This is a genomic window from Arthrobacter sp. 05L417 (genome assembly GCF_056397865.1).
Genome location: NZ_JBFTOG010000014.1, coordinates 97,881 through 115,060 on the forward strand (window position 1 = coordinate 97,881; position 17,180 = coordinate 115,060).

General features: G+C 62.9%; 17 protein-coding genes. 13 read left to right on the forward strand and 4 right to left on the reverse strand.

Translation table 11 applies throughout. From position 1 onward, the window contains the following. Positions 1 to 313: 313 nt before the first annotated feature. The 9 genes from AC1DJW_RS12735 (at position 314) to AC1DJW_RS12775 (ending at position 7,763) form a co-directional block, all read left to right on the forward strand. The gene (locus AC1DJW_RS12735) at positions 314 to 868 is read left to right on the forward strand and encodes an RNA polymerase sigma factor (protein ID WP_390281665.1); all 555 of its coding nucleotides are present in this window, start codon (positions 314 to 316) and stop codon (positions 866 to 868) included. Next, positions 865 to 1,665, forward strand: coding sequence for a hypothetical protein (locus AC1DJW_RS12740; protein WP_390281667.1), 801 nt, complete (start codon positions 865 to 867; stop codon positions 1,663 to 1,665). Before AC1DJW_RS12735 ends, AC1DJW_RS12740 begins: the two co-directional genes overlap by 4 nt. A gap of 12 nt (positions 1,666 to 1,677) precedes the next feature. Beyond that, on the forward strand, positions 1,678 to 2,103 hold the full coding sequence (locus AC1DJW_RS12745) for a CoA-binding protein (protein WP_236814520.1): 426 nt from the start codon (positions 1,678 to 1,680) through the stop codon (positions 2,101 to 2,103). 108 nt (positions 2,104 to 2,211) lie between these two features. Continuing rightward, positions 2,212 to 3,054, forward strand: a complete 843-nt coding sequence (locus AC1DJW_RS12750; protein WP_284754617.1) for a polysaccharide deacetylase family protein — start codon at positions 2,212 to 2,214, stop codon at positions 3,052 to 3,054. A gap of 59 nt (positions 3,055 to 3,113) precedes the next feature. Next, positions 3,114 to 3,515 (forward strand): MmcQ/YjbR family DNA-binding protein, encoded by a 402-nt coding sequence (locus tag AC1DJW_RS12755; RefSeq protein ID WP_284754616.1) that lies wholly within the window; start codon positions 3,114 to 3,116, stop codon positions 3,513 to 3,515. 83 nt (positions 3,516 to 3,598) lie between these two features. After that, positions 3,599 to 4,228: a hypothetical protein gene (locus tag AC1DJW_RS12760; protein WP_390281670.1), complete on the forward strand. Its 630-nt coding sequence runs from the start codon at positions 3,599 to 3,601 to the stop codon at positions 4,226 to 4,228. 210 nt (positions 4,229 to 4,438) lie between these two features. Beyond that, a complete protein-coding gene (ngcE, locus tag AC1DJW_RS12765) occupies positions 4,439 to 5,848 on the forward strand; it encodes an N-acetylglucosamine/diacetylchitobiose ABC transporter substrate-binding protein (RefSeq protein ID WP_284754614.1) in 1,410 nt (469 codons plus the stop codon). A gap of 5 nt (positions 5,849 to 5,853) precedes the next feature. After that, complete coding sequence (locus tag AC1DJW_RS12770) at positions 5,854 to 6,870, forward strand: carbohydrate ABC transporter permease (RefSeq protein WP_459342923.1); 1,017 nt, start codon at positions 5,854 to 5,856, stop codon at positions 6,868 to 6,870. After that, positions 6,870 to 7,763: a carbohydrate ABC transporter permease gene (locus tag AC1DJW_RS12775; RefSeq protein WP_390281674.1), complete on the forward strand. Its 894-nt coding sequence runs from the start codon at positions 6,870 to 6,872 to the stop codon at positions 7,761 to 7,763. The genes AC1DJW_RS12770 and AC1DJW_RS12775 overlap by 1 nt, the downstream gene beginning before the upstream one ends. A 99-nt stretch (positions 7,764 to 7,862) precedes the next feature. Here the strand turns inward: AC1DJW_RS12775 and AC1DJW_RS12780 are convergent, their stop codons facing one another. Next, on the reverse strand, positions 7,863 to 8,720 hold the full coding sequence (locus AC1DJW_RS12780; protein WP_476901567.1) for a DUF1206 domain-containing protein: 858 nt from the start codon (positions 8,718 to 8,720) through the stop codon (positions 7,863 to 7,865). A gap of 82 nt (positions 8,721 to 8,802) precedes the next feature. On the opposite strand from AC1DJW_RS12780, the gene AC1DJW_RS12785 reads away from it, so the two are divergent. Continuing rightward, positions 8,803 to 9,096, forward strand: a complete 294-nt coding sequence (locus AC1DJW_RS12785) for a DUF503 domain-containing protein (RefSeq protein WP_476901568.1) — start codon at positions 8,803 to 8,805, stop codon at positions 9,094 to 9,096. Positions 9,097 to 9,178: 82 nt separating this feature from the next. Here AC1DJW_RS12785 and purL read toward each other — a convergent pair whose 3' ends face one another. Genes purL through purS form a run of 3 tightly spaced genes read right to left on the reverse strand, consistent with a single transcriptional unit; the run spans position 9,179 to position 12,502 of the window. Further along, positions 9,179 to 11,497: a phosphoribosylformylglycinamidine synthase subunit PurL gene (gene purL / locus AC1DJW_RS12790; protein ID WP_284754606.1), complete on the reverse strand. Its 2,319-nt coding sequence runs from the start codon at positions 11,495 to 11,497 to the stop codon at positions 9,179 to 9,181. After that, entirely contained in the window at positions 11,494 to 12,249 is a 756-nt protein-coding gene (gene purQ, locus AC1DJW_RS12795; protein WP_284754603.1) for a phosphoribosylformylglycinamidine synthase subunit PurQ, read from the reverse strand. The genes purL and purQ overlap by 4 nt, the downstream gene beginning before the upstream one ends. A 1-nt stretch (position 12,250) precedes the next feature. After that, positions 12,251 to 12,502, reverse strand: coding sequence for a phosphoribosylformylglycinamidine synthase subunit PurS (gene purS / locus AC1DJW_RS12800; RefSeq protein WP_028265707.1), 252 nt, complete (start codon positions 12,500 to 12,502; stop codon positions 12,251 to 12,253). A 352-nt stretch (positions 12,503 to 12,854) separates the two neighbouring features. Between purS and AC1DJW_RS12805 the strand changes: the two genes are divergently transcribed. The 3 genes from AC1DJW_RS12805 (at position 12,855) to AC1DJW_RS12815 (ending at position 16,920) form a co-directional block, all read left to right on the forward strand. Continuing rightward, on the forward strand, positions 12,855 to 13,040 hold the full coding sequence (locus AC1DJW_RS12805) for a hypothetical protein (protein ID WP_059388516.1): 186 nt from the start codon (positions 12,855 to 12,857) through the stop codon (positions 13,038 to 13,040). Positions 13,041 to 13,175: 135 nt separating this feature from the next. Continuing rightward, the gene (locus AC1DJW_RS12810) at positions 13,176 to 13,466 is read left to right on the forward strand and encodes a DUF1540 domain-containing protein (protein WP_059388517.1); all 291 of its coding nucleotides are present in this window, start codon (positions 13,176 to 13,178) and stop codon (positions 13,464 to 13,466) included. Between the two features lie 280 nt (positions 13,467 to 13,746). Then, a complete protein-coding gene (locus tag AC1DJW_RS12815; protein ID WP_476901569.1) occupies positions 13,747 to 16,920 on the forward strand; it encodes a S8 family serine peptidase in 3,174 nt (1,057 codons plus the stop codon). The last annotated feature ends 260 nt before the right edge of the window (positions 16,921 to 17,180 follow it).

The window sequence follows — 17,180 nt, forward strand, 5'->3', positions numbered from 1 at the left end:
AAAAACAGGCGTGAAAAAAACTTTTGGAATCCGCGTAACCCTTTGGGGTGCCCCGACGATTACCTCTTTGAAAGGCCGAGCTGAAATTTGTCCCCCATCATGTTTCAGCTCGGCCCTTTTTCATGTCTGAGGGGGTTTCGTGGATGTGCAGAATGTCTTGGAGAGGCAGGCCTCCGCAACCGAAGGCTGGCCCTTGGGCATAGCGGGAGCAGCGGTTAAGCTAGGTGGGGTTGCCCGGCCCTGCGGCGTTTGGGCGGCACCGAGGATCTCGCTTGGATCCGGACGATCGCTCCTCAACGAAAGCCACGCTTCAGTGACCGACGCCTTGACCGATGCAGCATTGCTGGCCCTTCGAGGCCGGGAAGTTGAACTGTTCAGCGCCGTCTATCAGGCCTTCGCGGGCCAGGTGCTCGGCTACCTGACAGCAAAAGGTGTTTCGGATCCCGAAGCTGTCACACAGGACGTTTTTCTTGCCGTCCTGCCGCGCGTTGACACGATCACGGGCGGCGTCAGCGGTCTGCGCACCTTCGTATTCTCGGTGGCCCACGCCCGGATGGTGGATGACCACCGCCGGCAAAGCAGGGCGCCTGAGCACCACGAGTTTGAACCTGAGCGTGACACGCGCCAGTCGAGTTCGGCGGAATCCGAAGCGATGGACCGTGTGGCGCCCGGCGAAGTCCTGGCGCTACTGGATCTCCTTCGAGAAGATCAGCGGGAAGTCCTGACGCTTCGTATCGTTGCCGGTCTGACCGTGGACCAGGCAGCCGAAATCATGGGGAAAAGCCAAGGCGCAGTCAAGCAATTGCAGCGCCGGGCGTTGAATGCACTCCGCGAGCACTCGGTAGTAAAGGAATACGTGGCCCCATGATGCGTTGGGATTGCAAGGATATTGACCGCGACGCGGTCATCCTCGAGCTCATGCTTGAGGCTGGCCTCACGGACACCCCCGAACTCACGGACTCGTTGAAAGCGCTGGGATCGTTTGCGTCCATGCCCGCGCCGGTCCCAGGGCCCGCACTCGCGGCGATGCTGGCTGGCCCGGCAGCGGGTGACAACCCTCCCCTCGACGAGCTCGGCAAACGGCGTCAGTTGCGCAAGCATCGCCCCGTCGTCATTGGTGCAGCCGTCCTGACCGCCATGGGCTTGGGTGTTGGTGGCGTTGCGGCCGCGAGTGGCGGATTCAGCAAGGGAACCCCGGAATTCATGCAGACGCTGATCTCCGGCTGGGCGCCTGGTTGGACTAGTGCTCCGCCGTCGCTGGTTCCTCCAGCCCCCGCCCAGGACTCCCCGAAGGTCACGACGCACCCGGCTCCCGTCGATGTGCCGCCGGCGGCACCCCTGGCGGCAGGCCCTTCGGCCGACCCAGGGGCGTCCGCTCCGGCCAGCGCCGGCGAGGCGGTGCACGAGCCAGCAGCGCCAGAAGCCGTTCCCGCTCCCGGACGCCAGCAGGCCGAGGGGCAGTCCGAAGCCCCGAAGGCAGCAGCACACACGGAGCCTAAGAACGACCCCCAGGGAATCCTCCCGCCGTCCAACATCCCCTCCACCGCGACTGCGAAGGATCTCCAAAACGGGGTGCAACAAGCCGTGCAGGGCACCCAGGACGACGTGTCCCTGAGGCCTGCCGGGGCTTCGCTGCGTTGGCTCCTGGGACTGCTATCCCGCTAGTAGGCTTGAGCTATGACACATGTCAACGATCCGGCAGTCATTGACCGGCTTATGCGAACAAAGGGCCGCTGGGCAATCGTGGGACTCAGCACGAATGAGTGGCGCTCGGCGTTCGAAGTAGCCCTCTACGTTCGCGACACCATGGGCATGGAGATCATCCCGATCAACCAAAAGGGCGAAGACGTCCACGGCGAAACCGGCTACAAATTCCTTGCCGACGTGCCGTTCGAGAAGCAGCCCATCGACGTCGTCGACTGCTTTGTGAACTCCTCGCGCGTCGGTGCGGTAGTGGACGAAGCGATCGCCGTGGGAGCGAAAGCCGTATGGCTCCAGCTCGGAGTAATTGACGAGGACGCAGCGGAACGGGCCAAAGCTGCTGGCCTGGACGTTGTGATGAACGCTTGTCCAGCACAGATGGGCTGGCGGAGCGGCATCTAGTGGCAGCCGACGGCGGCGCCAGCACCGCAGGTCCAGTTAGCATCGCTTTCTGTTAACCGGCCGCTGGTATGTTTCGGGTGCAATCACCCTTCGAGACCAGGAATCCCCATGTGTGACGACCACCCCTCCACCGCCAGCCGACGCACCGCGCTCGGGCTCCTCGGGGCTTCCCTCGTAGCCGGGCTGGGAGCATGCGCCGCCCCCGGAACCCCGTCGGCAGAAGGCCCGACGGCGGCCCCCGGCGCGGCGGGCCCGTCGCCGTCGTCGTCCGCAAGCACCGCAATGAGCCCCACGCCGAGCCCCGCAGGCCCCGGGCGGCTACGGAACCCCTTCGACCCGGACTTCACGTTGCCGCCGATCCAAGGCGGACTGGCGCCCGTGATTACCAAGATCCCCACCAAACATCCCGTGGTGTTCCTCACGATCGACGACGGACTGGTCAAATCGCCGGAGAGCGTCCGGCTCCTCAAGGAGAACGACTACCCGGCGACCCTGTTCCTGACGAGCAACACGGTCCGCGACAACCCTGCATTCTTCAAGGCGTTCATGGCGCAGGGGAGCCTGGTTGAAAACCATACGGTCAGCCACAACGTCAACATGACCACGCAATGGGGTTACCAACGGCAGCTTGATGACATCGCAGGCATGCAGGATTTCGCCGTCCAGCAATACGGCCGCAAGCCCACCCTGTTCAGGCCTCCCGGAGGTGCCTATTCGACGGCTATGCGGCAAGCCGTGGCCGCCGCCGGCCTGAAGGCGATCATCACGTGGGAGGCAAAGGCCAATGCCGGGCGCATGGACTACCAGTACGGAAATTCCCTCCGTCCCGGCGACATCGTCCTGATGCACTTCCGCCCCGAATTCGCCGCGGACTTCGAGGCGTTCCGCTCGGCACAAGTGGCTGCCGGCCTGGAAGTGGTGCTTCTCGAGGACTTCCTGGGCGTTGCGTGACCTGGGCGTTGCGTAAGGCGGTCGGTCCGCTAATCGTCCTACTCCGCTAGTCTCGCTACATGGACGCTGCCACACTCCGCCAAATCTGCCTTGGCTTCCCAGGGAGTTATGAAGACTTCCCGTTCGGCCCGGAAACGTCGGTTTTCAAGGTCCGATCAGCCGTGTCCGGCGGATCCAAGCAGGAAGGCAAGATGTTCGCCGCGTCTGCTTTGGATGACCAGAACTTGGCAGTAAGCCTCAAATGCGATCCCGCCCTGGCCGCGCAGCTTCGCTCGGCCCATCCTGAAATCACCGGGGCCTGGCACATGAACAAGACGCACTGGAACGGGGTGCGCTTGGACGGTGACCTCCCCGACGCCATGATCCGGGACATGGTGGAGGACTCGTACGACCTGGTGGTTTCTTCGTTGACCCGCAAGCAGCAGGCGCAACTGGGCTGGGCCCGGCTGGCCAAGGACTGACACGCGCGGACCCTGTCTGCTGCTTCGGCTAGATTGTGAGTGGACCGCGCCTTCCATCCCTCGAAGCAATCAGGAGGAGCCAGATGCTGGAACAAAAGACCCTCGATGAGCTGTGGAATTTTGAGGACCCCGCGTTGTCGGAAGCCCGCTTCCGCGAAGCCATGACTGGTCCGGCCTACGACGCCTTTGAACGGGCCGAGCTCGCCACCCAATTGGGCCGGGCCATCGGACTCCAGGGCCGCTTCGAGGAGGCGGATGCCCTCCTGGACGCCCTCGACGCCGAAGAGGAGCCAACCATTGCGGTGCGGATCCTCCTGGAGCGCGGCCGCCTGCTCAACTCGGCGGGCCACCCGGCCATGGCCGTTCCGCTCTTTGAACAGGCCGCCGAGATGGGAGACCTTCTGGGTGAAGATTTCCTCGCTGTGGACGCACTTCACATGCTGGCCATCGCGGACTCCGGGCACCAGGAATCATGGACGCGCAGCGCGCTTGAGTACGCCTCCGCCGTCGACGATTCCCGCACCAAACGGTGGATGGTTTCACTGCACAACAACCTCGGTTGGGCGATGTACGACGACGGGCGGCGCACCGAGGCGATGGTGGAGTTCCAGCTCGCTGAGCAGTGGGCCGAGCGGGTAGGAACCGAGCAACAGCAGCAATGGGCGCGCGAGGCCATCGCCCAGTGCGCAAAATCCTTGAATTTACGGGGCTAAACGGCCCAAATGACCCCTCTGGAACGGAAGGATTGTCAGATCACATTTTGACAAAAGTTGATTGAAACTGCCCCAAAATATTGCTTTTCAATCACTCGTGGTGAAGTATGTCACACGAAGGGCGCGTCGCAGCGGCGGTGCCCGGACCGATCGACTGCCGGCCGAGGCGCCGTCAGAGTTCGGTACTACGAGTCTCTGGAGGGTTTTAGGATGAACGTTCAGCAGCAGTCCTTTGCACGGCGCGGTTTCCTCCGCGGCGCGCTTGCCGCGGCCGTGCTTGTGCCGTTGGCCGGCTCGATGGCCTCCTGCGCAGCCGGTGGCGGCGGAGGATCCACCGGTCCTACGGGGACCGTTTCAGATACCAATCCGTTCGGCATGGCAGACAAGTCCACCGTTGACGCCGTGATTTTCAAGGGCGGCTACGGAATCGACTATGTTGACTTCGCGGGCAAGGCCTTCGAAAACGCACATTCAGGTTCCACCGCCAAGATTTCCCCCTCCACCGATATCGCGCAGGAGCTCCAGCCGCGATTCGTCGGTGGCAACCCCCCGGACCTGATCGACAACTCCGGAGCCAAGGCAATCGGCTTCAGCACCATCCTGGCCCAGCTCGAAGACCTCACCAGCGTGGTCGAGGCCAAGAACCTCGAAGGCAAGGTCATCAAGGACACCCTCTACGCTGGAGTGCTCGCCCCGGGTACTTTCAATGGCAAGCTGGCCGCCCTGAACTACGTGCTGACTGTTTACGCCATGTGGTACTCGGATTCATTCCTCAAGGACAACGGCTGGACCGTGCCGAAGACCTGGGATGAGATGTACGCACTCGGCGAACAGGCCAAGGCCAAAGGCAAGTACCTGTTCGTCTGGGGCAAGGAAGCAGCCACCTACTACCAGGAAATGGCTATCGCCTCCGCCATCAAGGAAGGAGGCAACGACGTTCGCCTTGGCCTCGAAAACCTCAAGGCGGACGCTTGGTCCCACCCGGCGATCCAGAGCGTCTTCACCGCCTTGGGCAAGATCGTCAAAGCGGGCCACTTCAAGCCAGGTGGCTCGGGTACGCAGTTCACCGCAGCGCAGGCGCAGTGGAGCAACGCCCAGGAAGCCGTGTTCTACCCGTCCGGATCGTGGATCGAAAACGAGATGAAGGACCAGACCAAGTCCGGATTCAAGATGACCGGCGTTCCTGTTCCTACCGTGACCTCGGGATCCAAACTTCCGTACGAGGCCATGCACAGCGCTTCCGGCGAGCCCTTCGTTGTTCCCTCCCAGGGCAAAAACGTTGCTGGCGGCAAGGAATTGCTGCGTGTCATGCTGTCCAAGGATGCTGCCACCAACTTCGCCAAGACCAAGCTGGCCCCCACCATCGTCAAGGACACCGTTCCCGCCGATGGCTTCGGTTCCACCGCCCTGGTTTCCCAGACCAAGCTGCTCAGCGATGCTGGATCGAACATCTTCACGTGGAACTTTGTTGACCTCTATGGGATGAACAAGGACCAATTGGTTGTGTGGAACACGTTCCTCGATGGAAAGTCCGATGTCGCCACGCTGACGTCGGACCTGCAGAAGATTACCGACAAGGTCCGCAACGACAGCTCGGTCACGAAGATTGAAGTGAAGTGACTTTAGTGAAAGCGAAAACACTCCGGGTCGGCGACGGTGCGTCCGCCGTCGTCGTTCCGGATACCGCACCACCCGTCTACAAGAGGCGGCGCAAGCCCCTGACGTTCGACAAGATCAGCTTCTTTGTGGTCTTCCTTGGCGTACCCCTGGCCATCTACCTCCTGTTTGTGATCTGGCCATTCATCCAGGCCTTCGGCTACTCCCTGACCGACTGGTCGGGCTTCTCACCCAAGCAAAACTTCATCGGACTTCAGAACTACCAGAAGCTCTTCACGGACGACATCTTCATGAAGGCCATGGGGAACAACATCCTGTTGGTCATCTTCCTGCCCATCATTACCATCGTCCTCAGCCTGGTGCTGGCCACCTTGGTGACCGTGGGGGGCAGCAGCAAAGGCCAGATCAAGGGCCTGCGCAACTCCAGTTTCTACCGGGTTGTCTCCTTCTTCCCCTACACGATTCCCGCAATTGCCATCGGCATCATGTGGGGCCAGATCTACGATCCTTCCGGAGGCCTGCTGAACGGCATCCTCACGTCCCTGGGCATGGACCAGTTCAAGTCCTACGCATGGCTCGGCGACAAGAACACCGCCATGATCGCCACGATGTTCGTGATCGTGTGGGGCTTCATCGGCTTCTACATGGTGCTGTTCGTCGCGGGCATCAAGGGGATACCTGCCGAGCTGTTCGAGGCCGCCAGGATTGACGGGGCAGGGCGTTTCCGCACTGCAGTGTCCATCACTATCCCGCTGATCCGGGACAACATCCAGACCGCCTACATCTACATGGGAATCCTGGCGCTGGACGCCTTCGTCTACATGGCGGCCCTGAACTCCGGCGGTGGACCGGACAACTCCACCTTGGTGATGTCCCAGCAGCTCTTCTTCACCGCCTTCACCAAGGGCCAGTTCGGCCTGGCCAGCGCCATGGGCGTTGTGCTCGCCGTAGCCACCCTGATCTTCTCCGGCCTCGTGTTCCTGGTCAACAGGCTCACTGGTGGCGACAAGGATGTGTCCCTCTGATGACTACAAAAATTGCCAGCCAGGAAATGAAGTCCTTGCACTTCAACCCCCGCAAGCCAGCCATGACCAAGGGAGACAGAGTGGTGGGCGCCGTTTCGCATACGGCCCTCAGTATCTGGTCGCTCATCGTGATCCTGCCACTGCTGTGGACTTTCATGTCCTCCTTCAAGACATCGAGCGAGATCTTCGCCTCGCCGTTTGCTTTGCCCTCGCAGTGGCGTTTCGACAACTACGTCCGGGCGTGGACCGAGGCTGGAATCGGGAGCTACTTCCTCAACTCTGTGATCGTCGTCGGGTCCGCTTTGGTGATTGTCATGGTGCTCGGCGCCATGTGTGCCTATGTCCTGGGGCGTTATGTCTTCTTCGGCAGCAAAGCGATCTACTACCTCATGCTTGCCGGGCTCACCTTCCCGATCTTCCTAGCCATGGTGCCGTTGTTCTTCGTCATGCGGAACATCGGCTTGTTGAACACTTTGCCGGGCCTCATCCTGGTGTACGTCGGGTTCGCGCTTCCGTTCACGGTGTTCTTCCTTTTCTCCTTCTTCAAGTCGCTCCCTCACGAAATCACGGAGGCGGCCGCTTTGGACGGAGCAGGCGAGTGGCGGACGTTCTTCCAGGTCATGTTGCCGATGGCCAAGCCGGGACTCGCCTCCGTGGCCATCTTCAACTTCCTGGGCCTGTGGAACCAGTTCCTGATTCCGGTGGCCATCAACGCGGCCGGACCGCGCGTGCTGTCCCAGGGCCTCGCGGCCTTCGCTGGCCAGATGGGTTACGCGGTGGACTTCGGCGCCCTGTTCGCGGCCGTCACCGTCACGGTTGTTCCGGTGCTGATCGTCTACATCATCTTCCAGCGCCAGCTTCAGGGATCCGTGTCTCAAGGCACATCCAAGTAGCACAACCTAGCTAAATAAGCGCCCGACGGCGGTTCCCACCTTTGGTGCGGGCCGCCGTCGGGCGTTTCTGCCAGCTGCCGGCAGGCGCAGCGCCCGCCTTCAGAGCCGCTGGTAGCGGGAACGGAACAGGGAGTAGAGACCGTAGGCCATGAGTCCGAGGCTCACGAACACCAGGACCCATCCGCCAAAGGGCTGTTTGAGGAAGGCCTTGAGGGCCGAGTCGAGGCCGCCTTGTTGGGAAGGGTCGTGCGCCGCTGTGGCGATCAGGATGAGCAAGCCGACGGCGCCGAGCGCCACTCCTTTTGCGCAATAGCCCAGTACGCCCAGCACCGTGAACGCATCTCCCAGCAGTCCGGACGGCTTTCCCCTCAGGTTCTTTTCGTACTTGCGAGTGATCCCCAGGAAAATGTACGTGCCGGCGGCTGCCAGCAGCGCCACCCCGATGATCACCAGGAGGACGGTGCCGGGAGTGCTGGACATGAGGTCCGCACTGGCCGAGCGGGATTTCTCGCTGCTGCTGCTCGGACGGCTGAGCGCAAAGCTGCCGAAGGTCGCCGCCGCCACAGCGAAGACGATCGCCTGTCCGGCAGCCTTGAGCCGATTCATCCAAGGCTTTGAGCTGCCGCCCCCGCTCCACCCCATCACGGCGTCGCTCGCCATATAGAGCGCGAGGACACCGCAGGCCAACAGTCCTGCCCACAGAAGGACGACGCCGCCAGGCGTGGCGGCCAACTGGCCGACCGCACCGCTTTGGTCGGCTTGGCCGGATGCGCCCAGCGCGATCCCCAAAGCAATGGCCCCGATCAGGAGATGTATCAGTCCTAAGGCGACGAAGCCGGCCCGCGCCACTACCCGGACGGTCCGCGAATCCTTGGCGTCGTCTACCGCGTCTTCTACCGAGTCGGCGCCCCGGGAAACTGCGTTGCGGGCCTTGTTCGTATGATCGTCTGCGCCCATGTGAACTCCTTTGGTCTGCCCTCATCTTGCCACCGCGGGCTCCGGTGCGGGAGGGCGCGCGACTAGTGGATACGATGGGCGCATGTGGATCGCCTGGATCGAGTTCGACATCCTCCTCGGCGAGGTGCACAGCCTGAAGGAGAAACGCTCCCTCGTGCGTCCGCTGATCGCCGAGTTGAAACGGCATTTCGAGGTCTCTGCCGCCGAGACCGGGCACTTGGACCAGCACCGCCGTGCGCTCATCGGCGCAGGCGCCGTGGCAGCAGACCGCGCGCATCTCGTGGAGGTGCTCGACGCCGTCGAACGCTTCGTTGCCGCGCGCCCCGAACTGGAGCTCCTGAGCGCCCGGCGCCGGGACCTCCACAGCGAAGACTGAAAACACAACGCGGGGTCACTTACGGCCCATCCCGAGGGGATTCTTGGGCCGTAAGTGACCCCGCGTTGGGGGTTGCCAGGTGCTAGCCGAAGTACTTCGGCAGCGTGGCCTCGTGGGCTTCGTTGAGAGCGTCCACGGACAGTTCGTCCACGCCGTTGATCTCCAGCTTGCCGCCGGCAGCGTCGACGACGCCGATCCGGAGGTGGGCGAAGCCGCGGGCGGTGCACATGTCCTTGAAGCGTACTTCCTCGGAGCGCGGAACGGACACAATGGCCCGGCCCTGGGACTCGGAGAACAGCGCCGTGAACAGGTCCACGCCGTCGCGCTCCAGGAGTTCCTCCAGCGCAATCCGGGCGCCGACGCCGTAGCGCAGTGCGGATTCCACCAGCGCAGCGGCAAGGCCGCCCTCGGAGAGGTCGTGCGCGGCGTCGATCATGCCGTCGCGCGAAGCGTTGATGAGGATTTCGCCTAGCTGGCGCTCGATGGACAGGTCAACCTTCGGCGGCAAGCCACCGAGGTGTCCGCGCAGGTTGGACCATTCCGAACCGTCCAGTTCCGCGGCCGTGGTGCCCAGCAGGTAGATGGCCTGGCCATCTTCCTTCCAGCCGGACGGGGTGCGGCGCGCGACGTCGTCGAGCTTGCCCAGCACGGCGACCACGGGGGAGGGGTGGATCGGCACGGTACCGGTCTGGTTGTACAGCGAGACGTTGCCGCCGGTGACCGGGACGCCCAGTTCCATGCACGCGTCCGACAGGCCACGAATGGACTCGGCCAGCTGCCACATGACGTCCGGATCCTCGGGGGAGCCGAAGTTGAGGCAGTCGCTGACGGCCATCGGGACCGCGCCGGAGGTGGCGACGTTGCGGTACGCCTCGGCCAATGCCAGCTGTGCACCGTGGTATGGGTCGAGGTAGGTGTAGCGGCCGTTGGCATCGGTAGCGAGAGCCACGCCCAGGCCGGTTTCCTCGTCCACGCGGACCACGCCGGCGTCGTCCGGGAACGCCATGGCGGTGTTGCCGCCGACGTAGCGGTCGTACTGCTTGGTGATCCAGGCCTTGCTGCACATGTTCGGCGAAGCAATGAGCTCTGTGATGGCCGCGGCCAGTTCCCCCGAGGTGGAGGGTCGGCCGGCGTCCTGCACGGAGCCCGTGAAAGTATCGGCCTGCACGGAATCCTGCCACGAGGGGCGGGCAAACGGGCGGTCGTAGACCGGACCGTCGTGGGCAACGGTGCGCGGGTCGACGTCGACAATGACTTCGCCTTCCCACGTGATGATCAGGCGGCCGGTGTCGGTCACTTCGCCCAGCCAGGAGTACTCCACGGCCCACTTGTCCATGACAGCTTCGAACGCGGCGATGTTCTCAGGAGTGACAACAGCCATCATGCGTTCCTGCGACTCGGACATCAGGATTTCGCCCGGGGTCAGGGTGGGGTCACGCAGCAGGACTGAGGTCAGCTCAACCTGCATGCCGCCGTCGCCGTTGGAAGCGAGCTCGGACGTGGCGCAGGAGATGCCCGCAGCGCCGAGGTCCTGGATACCCTCAACGAGCGAACCCTTGAACAGTTCCAGGCAGCACTCGATGAGCACCTTCTCGGCGAAGGGGTCGCCCACCTGGACGGCGGGGCGCTTGGAGGGCTTGGTGTCGTCGAACGACTCCGAGGCCAGCACCGAGGCGCCGCCAATGCCGTCGCCGCCCGTGCGTGCACCGAACAGGACCACTTTGTTGCCCTTGCCGGAGGCGTTGGCCAGGCGGATGTCTTCGTGGCGCATGACGCCGACGGCCAGAGCGTTGACCAGCGGGTTGCCCTGATACACGGAATCGAACACCATTTCGCCGCCAATGTTCGGCAGGCCTAGCGAGTTGCCGTAGCCACCGATGCCAGCCACTGCACCGTGCATCACACGGGCGGTGTCCGGGTGGTCGATGGCGCCGAAACGCAGCGGATCCATCACGGCCACCGGGCGGGCGCCCATGGAGATGATGTCGCGGACAATGCCGCCGATGCCAGTCGCAGCACCCTGGTAGGGCTCCACGAACGACGGCGAGTTGTGGGACTCGATCTTGAACGTCACGGCCCAGCCGTCGCCAAGGTTGGTGACGCCGGCGTTTTCGCCGATGCCCACGAGCATGTCCTTCTTCATTTCCTCGGTCACCTTTTCGCCGAACTGGCGCAGGTGGTTCTTCGAAGACTTGTAGGAGCAGTGCTCGCTCCACATGACGGAGTACATGGCGAGCTCGGCGCCGGTGGGGCGGCGGCCCAGGACCTTGACGACCTCGTCGAACTCGTTCTGCTTGAGGCCGAGTTCGGCCCAGGGGAGCTCGGTGTCCGGGGTCTTCGCGGCGTTCTCGACGGTGTCGATGTTGAACTTCTTGCCGACGGTTTCAGCTGAGGTGGTCACTGTGCGCCTCCCACGATCTTGTTCAGGACGGAAGTGAAGAAGCCCAAGCCATCCGTGCCGGCGTTGGACTCCGGACCGAACCCGGGCTCCACCGCGTGCTCCGGGTGCGGCATGAGGCCCACTACGTTGCCGGCGGCGTTGCTGATGCCGGCAATGTCGCGGCGTGAACCGTTCGGGTTCCAGCCGACATAGCGGAACACGACGCGGCCCTCTGCCTCAAGGGCGTCCAGGGTCTTGTCGTCCGCGATGTACTGGCCATCCTGGTTCTTCAGCGGAACCGTGATTTCCTGACCGGCCTCGTAGTCCGAGGTCCACAAGGTGTTGTTGTTCTCCACGCGCAGGACCTGGTCGCGGCACAAGAACTTCAAGTGGTCGTTCTTGATCATGGAGCCCGGGAGCAGGTGCGACTCGGTCAGGATCTGGAAGCCGTTGCAAATACCCAACACGGGCAGCTTGGCGTCGCTGTTGGCAGCATCGATGATGCGGGACATCAGCGGAGCGAAGCGCGAAATGGCGCCGGCGCGCAGGTAGTCGCCGTAGGAGAAACCGCCCGGGATGACGACGGCGTCCACGTCGGCAAGGTGGGTGTCCGCATGCCAGAGCGCGACGGCGGTGCCGCCTGCGAGGCGGACCGCACGGGCGGCGTCGCGGTCGTCAAGGGTGCCGGGGAAGGTGACGACGCCGATTTTGGCCCCGCCCAAATGGGGTTCGACGGCCACGGGGGCTCCGCCGATCAAAGGAAGTTCAGTCATGTCAGGCCTCGACGACCTCGACGTTGACGACGTCTTCGATCACCGGGTTGGACAGCAGGGTCTCGGCGGCCTCACGGGCCTGGGCGAGGATGGCGTCGGTCACCTCGCCGTCGACGGTCAGTTCGAAGCGCTTGCCCTGTCGGACTGCGCTAAAGCTGGTGAAGCCGAGGCGGGGCAGTGCGCCCACGATGGCCTTCCCCTGAGGGTCCAGAATCTCGGGCTTGGGCATGACGTCGACGACGATCCGGGGCATCCGGTAACTCCTGTGCGTGAGCGTTGGTTAAACCTTGGTTAAAGGCTGCCGCGGAGTGGTGCCGTCTCACGCCGGAACTGCCTCTAAACAGCGTTCAGCAACAGTGTTTACCGGCAGGGTCTTACGGAATAAGGGGGGCGCTCCGCGAGCTTGCATGCCCATTCTACCGGCCAAATCGCTACATACCCTATTTGCGGGAGATCGGTGAAGAGGTGGCTACCAAGCAAAAGGTACGCGCCAATTCGCGGCGACCACCCGCCGTCGTCGGGGGTTTTCAATGCCCGACGGCGGCCCGGGGCACTGCACGACGGCGGCTCTGGCCGGGGGTGGTTTGCGTCACTAGGATTGCGGCATGGCCGAGAACGCTAAGTCGATGGTTTTGCCCGTGGTCCTTGCCGCTGTTTTTGCCGGCCTTGGGAGGATGGTTTTCCAAAGGATCATGGCAGACAGGGCGGCCCGGGAAAACCGCATTTCCGTCCCGCCTGACGCTTCGACACGGGCCAAAATCAGCGATGCGTTGCGAGGGATCCATTCTTAGTGCGGACTGTCCGCTGACAGCAACTGGAGCGCAATAGGGTACGCGCAAATGCGCTAATCCTCCGGGTTAAAGGTGCGTATTCGGGAGTAGTTTGGAATTGCTGTCAAGGAAATTCCCCGTCCAACTGGAGGAGCAATGACCGAACACGTCGCCGAAGTCTCCGCATGCAGCGTTGGCAGCTGCGGATTCAACCATCATGGCTGCACCGCCTTCGGAATCACGATTGGCGGAACCGCGGATCACGCATCCTGTGCCACCTTCATTGACACGACGCTCATGGGGGGCCTCCCCAAGGTCCTGGCGCATGTCGGTGCCTGCCAGCGCTCGGAATGCACCCACAACAACAACCTCATGTGCGAGGCCCACGATGTCCGGATCGGCCCTGGTGCCGAGGCGGCTGATTGCTTGACGTACCAACACGCCTGAGGCTCCTCTCAGCCCGCCTTCGCCTAAATATCTGAATATCCGCACAGCGGGCACGTCCCCTCCCGACGGGGGCGTGCCCGCTGCTGCGCGCGGATGTATTCTGATGCCAAATGACATGACAAAAAACGTGAAATGTGTCCTATGTAATATTCAGCTATCGCTCTGTACTCTATGAATCGGCTGGGCTTTACCTGATTACAAGAACTGTCAATCGGTGTCCATCCTTAGTTGATTGATCTTGACATGACCGCCACGATCGCCCGGAAAGGTGCAATCACTCGTGAATTCACAAGGAAAGAGCTTCATTGGAAGCGGGGGGCTTCGAAAAGCTGCGGCGCTAGCCGTCGGACTACCGGTTCTGCTCTCCTCAGTGGCGTTGACACCCGCTCAAGCTGCGCCCGCTTCCGGCTCATCGGTCTTCGGATCAACGGTCGCAGGGGTTGCCCGGAATGTCGACCCCAATTCTTATCAGGATGGCCGCTACGTTGTGGTGCTGGCAGAGAAGCCAGCGGCCACTTACGACGGCGGAACGCCCGGCTACGTGCCCACCAAGCCGCAGGCGGGCAAGAAGCTGGACGCCGGCAAGGCCGAAGTGAAGCAGTACCAGGCCCACCTGCAGCAGAAGCAGCAGGACGTGGCCAAGCAGCAGAGCGTGAGCATCAATCGCGACTACACCACCGCGATCAACGGCTTTAGCGCCACCCTTTCCGCGAACCAGGCCGTCAATCTCGCGAAGAACCCCGATGTCCTCCTCGTGGCCCCTGACACCCAGTCCGCTCCTGACTACTCCACCACCGATTTCCTCAACCTCAGTGGACCGAACGGGATCTGGAATACCCAGTTCGGTGGCCAGGACCAGGCCGGCAAGGGCACCGTGGTGGGCGTCATCGACACCGGCTACACGCCCACAAGCAAGTTCTTCGCAGGCGATCCCGTCCAGCCGCTGGTCGGGGACCCCCAGGTAGGCGTCCCGTATCGCACCAGTGACGGCAAGATCGCCATGCTGAAGGCCAACGGAGATACGTTCGTGGGCGAGTGCCAGAAAGGTACCGACACGGGGGCGGCCTTTGACGGCACCGCTTGCAATTCCAAGGTCCTCAGCGCCCACTACTTCGCAGATGCCTTCCTGCAAACGGTTCCGCCCGCCCAACGGGCACCCCAGGAACAGATCTCGCCCATCGACATCGTGAGCCACGGCACGCACACTGCCAGCACCGCCGCAGGCAACCCGGGTGTGGAAACGTTCGTCGATGGCCGCAGCTTCGGCAAGACGAGCGGCGTGGCACCGGCTGCCAAGCTCTCCATCTACAAGGTCTGCTGGGAAGACACCGACCCCAATTCGGGCGGTTGCTACAGTTCCGCGGCCATCGCCGCCATTGACCAGGCCATTGCCGACGGCGTGGACGTCCTGAATTACTCCATTTCGGGCGCTACGGACACCACCACCGACCCGGTCTCGCTCGCATTTCTCTCTGCTGCGTCGGCCGGCATCTTTGTGGCCGCGTCCGCCGGTAACTCGGGTCCGCAGGCCAGCACCGTCAACCATGGCGCACCCTGGATGACCACGGTTGCGGCTAGTTCCTTCTCCCAGGAACTCCAGGGAACCATCGAATTCTCCGACGGCACCAAGTTCCGCGGAGCCAGCATCATGAACCACCAGGTGAGCGGGGCCGGCGTCGTGCTTTCCGCAAACGCTGCCTCGGGTACCGGTAACGCAGCGCTCTGCGCGCCAGGCTCACTCGACCCGGCGAAAATCGCCGGCAAAGTAGTGGTGTGTGACCGCGGGGTGGTTGACCGCGTCGCCAAGAGCGCCGAGGTGCTCCGCGGCGGCGGTGTGGGCATGATCCTCGTGAACCTCACCAACTCCTCCTTGGACACGGACAAGCACGCAGTGCCCACAGTCCACGTCAATCCTCCGGCCTCGCAAGCCATCAAGGACAAGGTAGCGGCCAACCCTGGAATTACGGTTTCCCTGGTTGACCACGACACCACCGGGCTTCCGCTCGAGGCCCAGCCGCAGATCGCCGGATTCTCCTCCCGGGGCCCGCTCCTGGCCACCGATTCGGATCTGCTCAAGCCGGACATTTCGGCTCCGGGCGTTGCCGTGCTGGCAGGGGTTTCGCCTATCGGCAGCAAAGGCGATGAGTACGGATTCATGTCCGGTACCTCCATGGCGTCCCCGCACATCGCAGGTTTCGGAGCGTTGATCCTGGCGAAGAATCCCGATTGGTCACCTGCAACGGTCAAGTCGGCCATGATGACGACGGCGAGTGACGTCAAGCTGGCCGATGGAAGCAAGAACCAGGACGTCTTCGCCACGGGTGCGGGAGAAATGAATCCTGCCAGCGTGCTGGAACCGGGCCTGGTCTACGATGCCGGAACCGAGGACTACCTGAAGTTCATCCAGGGTACCGGCGTCGATCTCGGGAAGCCGGGACTTGGCTCGACACTGCCACGCGACATGAACCTTCCGTCGTTCGCCCTAGGTAACCTCGCGGGCAAGATCGAGGTCACCCGGACCGTCACGGCCCTGACTCCGGGACAATACCGGGCCACAGCCGATGTCCCGGGCGTTGACGTCAAGGTCACCCCGTCCGTGCTGAACTTCAACGAAGTCGGCCAGAAGAAGACCTTCAAGGTGACCTTCGAAAACAGGAGCGCGGCACTCGGGGCGTTCGCTATGGGATCGCTGAAATGGGAAGGCGCCAACAAATCGGTGGTCTCTCCGATTGCGGTCCGTCCGCAGTCGGTACTGGCTTCCAAGAGCGTCGCCTTCACGTCCCAGCAGGCAAGCGGTTCGGCGGAAATCAACATCGTCTCCGGTTCCGACTCTCCCACGGCGGTGACCATTGACGGCCTCTCCAAGGCAGACTCCTCGGCCGCGGAGCTTGTCCCAGGTCCGGTGGCCGTGGCGAACAATACCTCGAACTTCGTCAAGACAGCCACGGTTGCCCCCGGAACAGCCTTCGCGAAGTTCTCGGTGATTTCCTCCGATCCCACGGCGGATTTCGATCTGTATGCGATATCGCCGTCAGGTCAGTTGCTCACGGCAGCCACACCGAGTGCCAGTGAGTCCCTCTCGCTCGACAACCCGGAGCCGGGGACTTACACCATCATCGCGAACCTGTATGCCAGCCCCAACAACCGGCCCACCAAGGCCAGCATTGACGTAGCGATCCTGGGCGCGAACCAAGGCAACGCCACGGTCACGCCCAACCCGATCAAGATGAAGAACGGCAAATCCGGGAAGCTCACCTTCGCGTGGAACAACCTGACGCCAGGCTCCTACATCGGTCGACTCACATTTGCGGGCACCAGCTCGCCGACGTTCGTGTCGGTCCTGGTCGCGGCAAACGGCAGCGTGTCCGTGGTGCCGAACGATGACCAGGAAGGAGAGCACGGCAAGGGCAAACTGCAGAACGTGGGGGAGGACCAGCCAAACAACGCGCCGTAGCGCGGCAGTGATGGTCTGACAGATATGCGAGGCGGCGGCCGGCGGGACATCCCACCGGCCGCTTTCTTGTTCCCCCTCCCCGGACGCTCGCTCACATATATGTCCCTTTTGCCCTGTGTGTCAGGCTCTTGTGTGACAGGTTCCCTGTTGGCGGGAGTCCGGTGCGCGGGCGGGGAAGGTCCGTGATGGATTTTGTTATTCCTGTCCGCCAATCGAATCGCCACTTCACTGTTGGGGAGAAAAACGCGATTCTGGATGAG